The sequence below is a fragment of the Acidiplasma aeolicum genome (assembly GCF_001402945.1).
GTDB classification, from domain to species: domain Archaea; phylum Thermoplasmatota; class Thermoplasmata; order Thermoplasmatales; family Thermoplasmataceae; genus Acidiplasma; species Acidiplasma aeolicum.
In genome coordinates, this window is sequence record NZ_LKBG01000193.1 from 1 (window position 1) to 665 (window position 665).

2 protein-coding genes are annotated in these 665 nt (G+C 39.8%); both read right to left on the minus strand.

Annotated elements, in window-relative coordinates; translation table 11 throughout:
- Positions 1–184 precede the first annotated feature (184 nt).
- Positions 185–391, minus strand: a complete 207-nt coding sequence (locus tag AOG54_RS04400; RefSeq protein WP_052656872.1) for an AMP-binding protein — start codon at positions 389–391, stop codon at positions 185–187.
- 69 nt (positions 392–460) lie between these two features.
- On the minus strand, positions 461–665 hold a 205-nt coding region (locus tag AOG54_RS09925; protein WP_162200865.1), incomplete at its 5' end, for a hypothetical protein.

A 665-nucleotide genomic window follows, 5' to 3' on the forward strand; every position in this document is an offset into this window, starting at 1 on the left:
ACCTTTCATGGTTATTCCAGACATCACGTGCAAGAGATAGAAATGGCTGTTTTAACACCAGTGTTACTATGGTTCCTGGACTCACATGATTCCCATTTTTATCAAGAATTGCATATGCATGTCCTGGCAGTGCCAGCCCACATGAACCTGGTCTGGCAGATGTTATCCCCATGATTAAGGATGTTCATGTACCACCTGCTTCTGTCTGGCCACATGTATTATTAATCTCTATTTTTTCATTTCCAATATTTTTATAAATCCAGTGCCATGTTTTTATGTCAATTGGCTCACCAACAATGGAAATTAATCTTAATGACCAGAGATCATGATTTTTTACTGCCTCCCTGCCATACCTTGCAAGCATCCTCAGCAGTGTTGGTGCCCTAAACACTTTTGTTACTCTGTATTTTTCAATAATTCCATAAAAATGTTCTATTGAAGGATAATCCAGAGCGCCCTCTTAGGCTATTACCGTGCCATTGTGTGCAAGGGCACCAGCAAGCTCATAAATGGGAAATTTAAGCCAGCCAACATCTGCAGTGCACCAGTAAATATCATTTTCCTTTAAATTTACGGAGTATTTTACATAATGGTAGGAACAACCATAAAACCAATGCTGGAGTGAAATATCCCCTTTGGCCTCGATGTTGTCCCTGATGTCTATA